Origin of the sequence: uncultured Senegalimassilia sp. (assembly GCF_934630535.1) — a bacterium.
Classification (GTDB): domain Bacteria; phylum Actinomycetota; class Coriobacteriia; order Coriobacteriales; family Eggerthellaceae; genus Senegalimassilia.
In genome coordinates this window covers 1-8657 of record NZ_CAKTVU010000036.1, presented here as the reverse complement: position 1 = coordinate 8657, position 8657 = coordinate 1, and the positions used below count along the sequence as shown (strand labels likewise).

Here is an 8657-nt window from a genome sequence, read left to right as displayed (position 1 = left end):
CCCTGCGCAGCCAAGCGTCCTCGCTCCATCACAAACACCTGGTCGGCAACCGAAAGCGCCAGGTTCAAATCGTGAATCACCGCGACAACCGTCTTGCCGTGCTGCCGAACCTGGCGAATCAGCCGCACCATATCGAAACATGCCGCCACGTCCATGAACGACGTTGGTTCGTCAAGCAGCATGATCGGCGTATCTTGCGCTAACACCATAGCCATGCGCACTCGCTGCCGCTGCCCGCCCGACAAGCTCTGCAGCGGACGATCGCGCAGCTCAGACACGCCGGCAAGCAAAAGCGCCTCATCGATGCGTTCTTCGTCTTCCCTGCTCAAGCGCGAAAACGATCCACAGCACGGGAACCTTCCGCACATCACCAGCTCGCGCACCGTCATCATCGGCGCCTCTTGCTGCTGCACCAACACGCCTAAAAGACGCGCTCGATCGCGAGCAGCCAGCGATGACACATCGCGCCCGGCAACGCGCACGCGCCCCGACGTCGGCTTCACCAGCCCCATGGCAAGTTTCGCAAGCGTTGATTTCCCGCAACCGTTCGGCCCGACGATGCAGCTGATGCTCCCTTTCGGAAACGACGCGGAAAAGCCGTCGAATAAAAGGCTGCCGCCGTACCCGAATACGACGTCATCGAACTCAAGATCGCCCATCGACCTCCCCTTTCCGCGAACGAAGAATCAAATAAATGAAGAATGGGCCGCCTATCAGCGCCATGCAAATTCCCACAGGGATCTCAAACGGCGCGAACAGCGTGCGCGCAACGGTGTCGCACGCGCACACTACGATGGCCCCGACAACAGGAGACAGCAGCAATACGCGACGGTTGTCGTGACCGGCGAAGAAGCGAACGATATGGGGGACGACCAGCCCGACGAACCCGATAAGCCCGGCAAAGCAAACCGCGGCACCCGCCAGCAGCGCCGCAAGCGAAAGCAACGTCAGCCGGGTTCGCCGCACGTTCAACCCCAGCGCGTGCGCACCCTCATCCCCCAACGACAAGATGTTAAGACGCGTTCCCTGACCTGCGGCCACAAGCAGCCCGATGCAGATCGCACACCCGGGAATCACCAGCTCGGACGTCATCACGCCCGAAAGGCTACCGACCAAAAATCCGGATGAGTTCACATAGGCATCCGGATTGAAAATGAGGATCGCGTTCATTCCGGCCGTGAATATGGACGTGAGCGCCGTGCCGGCAAGCACGATGGTGAGGCGAGAGGCTCCCGCGTACGACGATACGAAGAACACCAGCAACGCCGAGGCAAGCGCACCCGCAAACGCACCGGCCGCCGACACGCCCAGCGCGTGCGGAGCCACGCATGCGAACAGCAAAACGAACAAGCCGGATCCAGCGTTGACGCCGATGATGTTCGGGCTGGCCAGCGGATTATTCAGCGTTGCCTGGATAAGCGCGCCCGCCTCGGCAAGCGCCGCACCGGCAAGCACGCCCCCAAGGACACGCGGCACGCGCACGTTCGCCAGCACGTTCACAGCCATGTCGGACGCGTTGCCCATAGCGTACGCAACCACGTCGTTCGCACCAATAGACGACGATCCCAGCGCCAGACCGGCGAACACCACGCCGGCAAGCGCCAAAAGCAGAACAAGCAGCATCAGGCGAAAGCGATGTCGCGCACAATCCGTCGCCGCAACCGTTTTGAGTCGATTCCCGCGCACGAATCAACCTATTCGCCGTACAGCGCGTCGAACAGGACTTGATACGCCTGATCCCACTGAGCATTCGGCTTGTACTGGAATAGCTTCGGATCAAGCGTCACCACGCGATTGTTCTTCACCGCATCAAGCTGCGCCCATGCCGGGTTCTGCGTCGTCTGCTCGGCAAGCGCCTGCTGCGCCGCCTCGTCCGAATTACCCATAGGCAGAAGGAAGATGGTTTGCGGGTTGTCCTGAATCAGGGCCTCCAAGCTGTAATCGGACAATAGGCCCTTATCGGAATCGGCGATGTTCTGTGCACCCAAATCGGCAAGCATGGTTCCCGTCTGCGTCGAGGAAGACTGCACGCGCGTGCCGCCCGAATACGTGGTCAGCACCACGGCGCTGCCAGCTTGCTTTCCTTCCGCCTTCGTGCAAATCTCGGCGATCCTATCTGCCGGACCCTGACCGTTTTGCGCATATGCCTGCTCGTCGCCTGTGATATCGCAGCATGTACGCAGCATGCGCAGATAGTCGTCGAACGTGGTTACCTTAAAATACGCCACGGGGATATTCGCCGCCATAAGCGTATCGGCCAACTCGGTTTGCGCAACACCGCCGCCGCGGCCGCTGCTCGACCCCGTCAAAATCACGAAATCGGGGTTGAGCGCGATAATCGATTCAGCATCAAGCGAAGAAAAATCGCCGATCTTCTGCGCATCAGACGCAATGTGGTAATCGGAGAAAGCGTCGTCGGACGCGCCAACCAGCGTACCACCTGCCAGCTCCCACACGTTTGCGAAGCTGCCCATGCCGGCAACCACGCGATCATGCGACGCGACCGTCACTTCGCGACCCAAATCATCGGTAAAGGTATACGCGCCTTGCATTGCCGACGCCTCCGTTTTGCCCGCATCTGACGCAGCGGTTTCTCCTTGCGACGCACAGCCAGCCAGAGAAAGCGACCCAACGCCTACAGACAACACGCACGAAAGCGCAACGACCCCTTTTGCAACCTTATTCATTGTTTGCTCCTTTTGGATTAGCTTGTCCCGCTAAGCGACCGATACGCCGGACGCATTCCGTGCTGCGCTCTTCATACCCCATGCGCAATAATCGTCCTGCCCCAAAATGTCCCCGTCGTGGTAATACGCGGCACGAGCACGACATCCGCCGCAAACGCCCTTATAATCGCACGCTCCGCACGCGCCCTTATATGCCTGCGTGCGCAGTTCTTGGAACACCGGGCTGGTACGCCAAATCTCATCAAACGGCTGTTTGCGCACGTCGCCGGCATCTTCGGTCATATACGCACACGCGCGCACAATGCCCTCGCTTCCGACCACGCAGTACGTCAGCCCCGCCAAGCAGCCTCGTGTATAGCGCGTTTGCACACCGATCTGCTCGGCAATGCGCATAAACTGCGGCGCGCACGTAGGTTTGACCTCGATATCAGCATCACGACCGGCGCGCAAAATGTCAGCGAGCAGCTGTTCGTTTTGCTCAACGTCGATGCTTTCGTCAGAGATGTCCTTGCCACGCCCAACCGGTACCAAGAAGAACACCGAATGGTTCATCGCGCCCAATTCTTTAGCAAACCGAGTGATGCCGCACACCTCGTCGCGATTCCAATCAACCACAGTGGTGTGAACCTGGAATGGCAGGCCGACGCTTTTGCAGGCTTCGATTCCCGCCAACGTTGCCGCATGTGCACCGTTGACTCCGCGAAATTTGTCATGCTTTTGCGCGTCAAGGCTGTCAATGCTGATACCCATGGCGCACGCACCCGCCGCTTTCAGCTTTCGCGCGACGTCTTGCGTAATCAAGGTTCCGTTGCTGCCGAACACCGGTCGGAGTCCGCACGATGCGGCATGAGACACTAAGTCGAAAATGTCATCGCGCATAAGCGGCTCACCGCCGCTGAAAATCATGACCTTGAAACCGGCACGTGCAATGTCGGAAATCATCGCGCGCGCTTCTTCGGTCGACAGCTCTCGGTTATCGCACTCGTCTGCGTCTTGATAGCAATGCGCGCACTTCAAGTTGCATCGATTCGTGGTCATCCACGATACGATCATCGTCTCCCCCTCTGATCGAGTTATCACTTCAGGGGGAAACGGTACCGAGCGACGCTACGTCGCCGTCAATACAACGATAAGACTACCTATGCGGCTATTCCCGCGTATCAGAGCGAGAGCAATCGAGCGCATCTTGCAAGAAGCTCAACGTGCGCCGTTGAATACCGGCATAAAAGTCACGACCGTACTGCTTTGGCCCCGAGCTGCGCTGGTTTGCCAAGCGCTTCAAACCGGCAAGGGCATGGGGCATGCCCCCTAAGCTGGAAAAACGAATTGCAAGCGCTCGTGCGCGCTCATCGGTTGCCAAAACGCCATCATGCATTGCTTCGATCGTGTCACCCATCAGCTGATGCCAGCAGATCACCTCTTCGCGAGATAACTCGGGAATCGGGCAACCTTCAAGCGATTCGCCGGTGATGGCAGACCACAGCATGTCCTCACGATCCCGCACGCTACCAACGGCGGATGCAGATTCGCTCCAATCCACATGATCGGCCACAGCAAGATGCGCGCGCAAACTCTGCAACGCATTCATATCCCGAAGAATCCTCGCGCTTTCGCGTTCGAGCTCCGCCTCGCGATTCGCCAAAGCGGCGGTCAGCTCGACGTCGGGGTCGCTCCCTTCGCCCTCCTGAATCTGGGTAAGCGAAAGCCCCAGGTATTTCAGCGTGATTATGCGATTAAGACGGTCGACGTCAGACGAGGAATACAGGCGAAGATTTTGCTCCCCCTTGCATGTGGGATGCAGCAGCCCGCGTTGATCATAGTATTGGATGGTTCGAACCGTCACGCCAACGCGCGAAGCCAACTCTCCAACCGTCATCAAGTCTTGGCTGCCTTGTTGTCCCATGTCCTGCTTCACCCCATGAACCGACATCTACTCTGCCAAAAAATAATTATGTTAGTGGATGACGCTACGTCATCGTCAAGCGCTACTTCGTAGAAGAATCGAACACGCAGGGATTCAGACAATCAACCGGCACGCGCCCCTGCACAGCGTCGATAGCCGCCTGCATCGCTCGCTCGCGCAGCTCGCGTCCTGATTCCTCCGACCAATACGCCGCATGCGCCGAAAGCACGGTGTGCGGCGCCTTCATGATGGGATGATCGAAGTCGAAGGGCTGCTCCTGCTCGAACACGTCCAAACCTGCGCCCCACAGCTTGTCCTCGCAAAGCGCCTGTGCCAGCGCCACGGTATCCACCACGGCGCCGCGAGCGGTGTTCACCAGCACGGCATCCGGCTTCATGAGGGCAAGGCGTTCGGCATTGATCAGATGATGCGTCTCGGGAGTAAGCGCCGTATGCAGGCTCACCACATCGGCTTGTTGCAGCAAATCGTCCAGGCGCAGAACGGGATAGCCTTCGGGCGTACGCCGTCCAGGCTTCAAGCTACGAGACCAGCACACCACCTCAAAGCCCAGACCAGCGGCCTTCTTGGCCGCCGCTCTGCCGATCTCCCCCATGCCCACGACACCGAACACGCGGCCGCGGCACTGTCCTAACGGACGCGTGCGCGCATAATCCCACACGCCGCGGCGCATATCGGCATCAAGCTCGTTGATTCGGCGCAAAACCGAAAGCGCCAACGTAATGGCGTGGTCAGACACCACTTCCGTACCGTAGCCTGGCACATTGCAAACGGCAACGCCGTACTCGGTAGCGGCTTCCACATCGATCTCGTCGTATCCGACCCCCGTGCGGCTGACCGCTTTCAGATTCGGACATGCCTCGAACACCTCGCGCGGAAACATCGCATACGACGTCACAGCTGCATCGGCGCCGGTCTCCAGCAATCCATCGATTACCGCCTGAGCAGTGCGGCCGCGCGTGACCTCAAACTCGATGCCCGCATCCCGGGCCATGGCCTCTTCCAGGTTGTTATCTTCGAAATCGGTATCGACCGCTACGATCTTCGCCATATCCACTCCCATCGTTGCCCCTACTAGGCGTTAGCTTGCTCGGCCATTTCCTTCAAATCGGACAGGTCAGTGGGGTCGTCAGGCAAATCGATCCCATATGCATCCGCGATCGCCCGCGCCTGCTCCACGCGCAACGACGCCAACGCGCCTTGCTTCGCCTGCGTCAGATACTCGGACGAAAGCAACAAGCTGCGAGCAATGAACTCCGTCACGCGCGGATCGGTGCCGGACACCTGCAGCACGCCGACGACGGATTCCGGGGTCAGCGACAGCAAGCTGGCACCGTCCATCCCAACGGCATTCCCGACAACCTCGTCCAGCGTATCGGCCGCCTCTTTCGGGTCTTCGTCCTCGTCGGTAACGCGTCGCAGGCTTTTGAACATAGCCTGGTAAAACGCCAGCAGCAACTTCATCAGATAGTCTTGCTCGAACATCGGCCGCTCCTAGCTATTCGTGGGTTCGTGGAAGATACCCAGGTGCTCGTACGCCCGCTCGGTTGCCTGACGGCCCTTCGGCGTGCGGATAAGCAAGCCCTGCTGCATCAGATACGGCTCGTACACGTCCTCAAGCGTATCCGGGTCCTCGGCTAACGCCGAAGCCAGCGTGGTCAACCCCACCGGACGCCCACCGAACTGCACACACAGCAGCTCCAAAATACGATTATCCACCGCGTCCAGTCCCAGCGGGTCCACCTCGAAAAAGCTCAACGCCTGCGCGGACACGTCCTCATCGATGACGCCGTTGCCGCGCACCTGAGCCCAATCGCGCACGCGCTTGAGCATGCGGTTGGCCAAACGAGGCGTGCCACGGCTGCGGCGCGCGATCTCCAATGCGCCATCGTAAGAGATGGGCACATCCAAAATGGAAGCAGAACGCTGCACAATGGAAGCCAGCTCCTCAGGCGTGTAATACTGCAGGCGAAATGCGATGCCGAAGCGGTCGCGCAAGGGCCCGGTAAGCAGCCCCGTGCGGGTGGTGGCGCCGATAAGCGTGAATCGTGGCAGATCCAAACGGATGGAACGAGCCGCCGGTCCCTTGCCAACCACGATGTCCAACGCGAAGTCCTCAAGCGCGGGATACAAAACCTCTTCCACCATGCGATTCAGACGATGAATCTCGTCGATGAACAGCACGTCGCCCTCTTCAAGGTTCGTGAGAATCGCGGCAAGGTCCCCCGTGCGCTCGATCGCAGGACCACTGGTGGTTTTGATGTTCGCACCCAGCTCGTTTGCCACCACGGTGGCAAGGGTGGTCTTACCCAGGCCCGGAGGTCCCGAGAACAGGATATGATCCGCAACGTCGCCGCGCTCCTGCGCAGCTTGGATCAAAATGGCAAGCGACTCCTTGACCTTCGTTTGGCCAAGATAATCTCCCAGACGCTTCGGTCGCAAGCTGCGGTCGAGCGCAAGGTCGTCTTCGGTCAAATCCGGCGTGACCGCACGCTGCGAGGGGTCGGTCGCACCTGCGGGAGCCGTCGACGCGGATCCGCCATCAAAACCGGAACCCGCCTCGAACACCATTCCCTCTATTTTCACTCCATCAGCCAAAGCTCAAGCTCCGTCATCCATTTACCGCGTTATTTACCTAAACGTTTCAAGGCGTATTTTATCAGCGCGTTCTCATCTGCGTCCTCGGGTGCGCCCTTTAACGCAACATCTGCCTCTGCAGAGGCGAAGCCCAACGCCAGCAACGCCTCGCGTGCGCCTTTCAGGCGTTCGGCCGCAGCGGCAGCCGCCGAAGCCGGCGCGCCCGCAGCATCGAACAAGCTTGCCAACCCCTGGTCGAACGAGCCTTTCAGTTCCAGGATGATGCGCGATGCCGTCTTCTTGCCCACGCCCGGGATCTTCTGCACCGCGGCCACATCCTGCGCCTGCACGGCCGCCACCAAAGCTTCGGGCGTGAACGAGGACAGCGCCGCCAGCGCAACCTTCGGACCCACGCCGCTGACTCCGATCAAGCGCTCGAACAGCGCCTTCTCCTCAAGCGTTAAAAACCCGTACAGCGCGATTCCGTTATCGGATACCTGTAGATACGTATGCACCTGCACGGGCTCGCCCACTGCCGGCAGCTTCGAAAGCGCGCCTTGGGACATGCCGACGGCATAGCCGACGCCCTGCACATCGATATACGCGCATGCGGCGGTCTTGCCCGCCAGCATGCCTTTCAGAAATGCGATCATCGCGCACCTTCTTCCAAGATCTTACGAGCCGCCGCACCGGCGGCACCGCCCGTTCCCGCACCCGCCATCACGCGGCCGCGCGCCTCGAGCTTCGCCATCGCGTCGGCGCCGCCGACTCCCCCGTAACCTTCGTGGGTGGTATAGCAGATTGCCGCCGCAAGCGCATCCGAAGCGTGATCGGGCTTCGGCTCCACCTGCAGGTTCAGCAGCTTCTTCACCATATATTGCACCTGCGCCTTGTCGGCAGAGCCGGTGCCCACCACGGCCATCTTAATCTGCCGAGGCGTGAACTCGCCGACCGAAAGCCCATGCTGGGCGCACGCCACCAAAGCGGCGCCTCGCGCCTGCCCCGTGGCGAATGCGGCCGTGATGTTCTGGCCGAACCACACGGTCTCGATTCCCAGGCACACGGGCTGAAACCGGCTGATCACCGCCGAGATTTGCTCGTGGATCTTCGCCAAACGCTGCGACAGCTCCACGCCAGCAGGCGTGGATACGCACCCGTACGCCACGCACTCCATGCGCGGCCCGTCCTGCCGAACCACGCCCCATCCCGTATTCGCCAAGCCAGGGTCTATGCCTAAGATTGTTCGAGGTTCCGTCATCCGCCCGCCTTACTCGTTCAAACATTTGTTCGTGGACATACTACCACACGGATGTTCGCTTTCCCCCAACGATTTTCCCGCCCCCGTTTCTTTCCAAAAGCCAGCAAGCTAAGCCGAGCTCAAAGCGCAAAAAAAAAGGGGCTGTATCAAAAGTGATTTTGGTACAGCCCCATTCTTATGCCCAAGATTCCGAGGCGGCGCAGCCCGCCGCGAA

10 protein-coding genes are annotated in these 8657 nt (G+C 59.9%); all 10 read right to left on the bottom strand.

The features are described 5' to 3' along the window. Positions 1-659, bottom strand: a 659-nt coding sequence (locus Q0D52_RS09970; RefSeq protein WP_294382633.1) for an ABC transporter ATP-binding protein, incomplete at its 3' end; no start/stop codon positions are given. Next, positions 646-1623, bottom strand: a complete 978-nt coding sequence (locus Q0D52_RS09965; protein WP_294382630.1) for an iron ABC transporter permease — start codon at positions 1621-1623, stop codon at positions 646-648. The genes Q0D52_RS09965 and Q0D52_RS09970, both read right to left, overlap by 14 nt. 71 nt (positions 1624-1694) lie before the next feature. Then, entirely contained in the window at positions 1695-2687 is a 993-nt protein-coding gene (locus tag Q0D52_RS09960; RefSeq protein WP_294382627.1) for an ABC transporter substrate-binding protein, read from the bottom strand. 30 nt (positions 2688-2717) lie between these two features. Further along, positions 2718-3740, bottom strand: a complete 1023-nt coding sequence (nirJ2, locus tag Q0D52_RS09955; RefSeq protein ID WP_294382624.1) for a putative heme d1 biosynthesis radical SAM protein NirJ2 — start codon at positions 3738-3740, stop codon at positions 2718-2720. 94 nt (positions 3741-3834) lie between these two features. Further along, positions 3835-4590 carry a MerR family transcriptional regulator gene (locus tag Q0D52_RS09950; RefSeq protein ID WP_294382621.1) on the bottom strand — a complete coding sequence of 252 codons (756 nt, stop codon included), beginning with the start codon at positions 4588-4590 and terminating at the stop codon, positions 3835-3837. A gap of 82 nt (positions 4591-4672) precedes the next feature. Continuing rightward, complete coding sequence (locus tag Q0D52_RS09945; RefSeq protein WP_294382618.1) at positions 4673-5659, bottom strand: C-terminal binding protein; 987 nt, start codon at positions 5657-5659, stop codon at positions 4673-4675. Positions 5660-5682: 23 nt separating this feature from the next. Then, positions 5683-6093: a hypothetical protein gene (locus Q0D52_RS09940; protein ID WP_281624086.1), complete on the bottom strand. Its 411-nt coding sequence runs from the start codon at positions 6091-6093 to the stop codon at positions 5683-5685. Positions 6094-6102: 9 nt separating this feature from the next. After that, a complete protein-coding gene (gene ruvB, locus Q0D52_RS09935; protein WP_366930346.1) occupies positions 6103-7179 on the bottom strand; it encodes a Holliday junction branch migration DNA helicase RuvB in 1077 nt (358 codons plus the stop codon). Positions 7180-7235: 56 nt separating this feature from the next. Then, complete coding sequence (gene ruvA / locus Q0D52_RS09930; RefSeq protein ID WP_294382611.1) at positions 7236-7838, bottom strand: Holliday junction branch migration protein RuvA; 603 nt, start codon at positions 7836-7838, stop codon at positions 7236-7238. After that, entirely contained in the window at positions 7835-8443 is a 609-nt protein-coding gene (gene ruvC, locus Q0D52_RS09925) for a crossover junction endodeoxyribonuclease RuvC (protein WP_294382609.1), read from the bottom strand. Before ruvC ends, ruvA begins: the two co-directional genes overlap by 4 nt. Positions 8444-8657: the final 214 nt, after the last annotated feature.

Excerpts from the sequence above, each read along its gene's own strand:
- Q0D52_RS09950 (WP_294382621.1), bottom strand. The coding sequence starts at position 4,590 with ATGGGACAACAAGGCAGCCAAGACTTGATGACGGTTGGAGAGTTGGCT.
- Q0D52_RS09960 (WP_294382627.1), bottom strand. The coding sequence starts at position 2,687 with ATGAATAAGGTTGCAAAAGGGGTCGTTGCGCTTTCGTGCGTGTTGTCT.
- Q0D52_RS09940 (WP_281624086.1), bottom strand. The coding sequence starts at position 6,093 with ATGTTCGAGCAAGACTATCTGATGAAGTTGCTGCTGGCGTTTTACCAG.
- ruvA (WP_294382611.1), bottom strand. The coding sequence starts at position 7,838 with ATGATCGCATTTCTGAAAGGCATGCTGGCGGGCAAGACCGCCGCATGC.
- Q0D52_RS09965 (WP_294382630.1), bottom strand. The coding sequence starts at position 1,623 with ATGCTGCTTGTTCTGCTTTTGGCGCTTGCCGGCGTGGTGTTCGCCGGT.
- ruvC (WP_294382609.1), bottom strand. The coding sequence starts at position 8,443 with ATGACGGAACCTCGAACAATCTTAGGCATAGACCCTGGCTTGGCGAAT.
- ruvB (WP_366930346.1), bottom strand. The coding sequence starts at position 7,179 with ATGGTGTTCGAGGCGGGTTCCGGTTTTGATGGCGGATCCGCGTCGACG.
- nirJ2 (WP_294382624.1), bottom strand. The coding sequence starts at position 3,740 with ATGATCGTATCGTGGATGACCACGAATCGATGCAACTTGAAGTGCGCG.
- Q0D52_RS09945 (WP_294382618.1), bottom strand. The coding sequence starts at position 5,659 with ATGGCGAAGATCGTAGCGGTCGATACCGATTTCGAAGATAACAACCTG.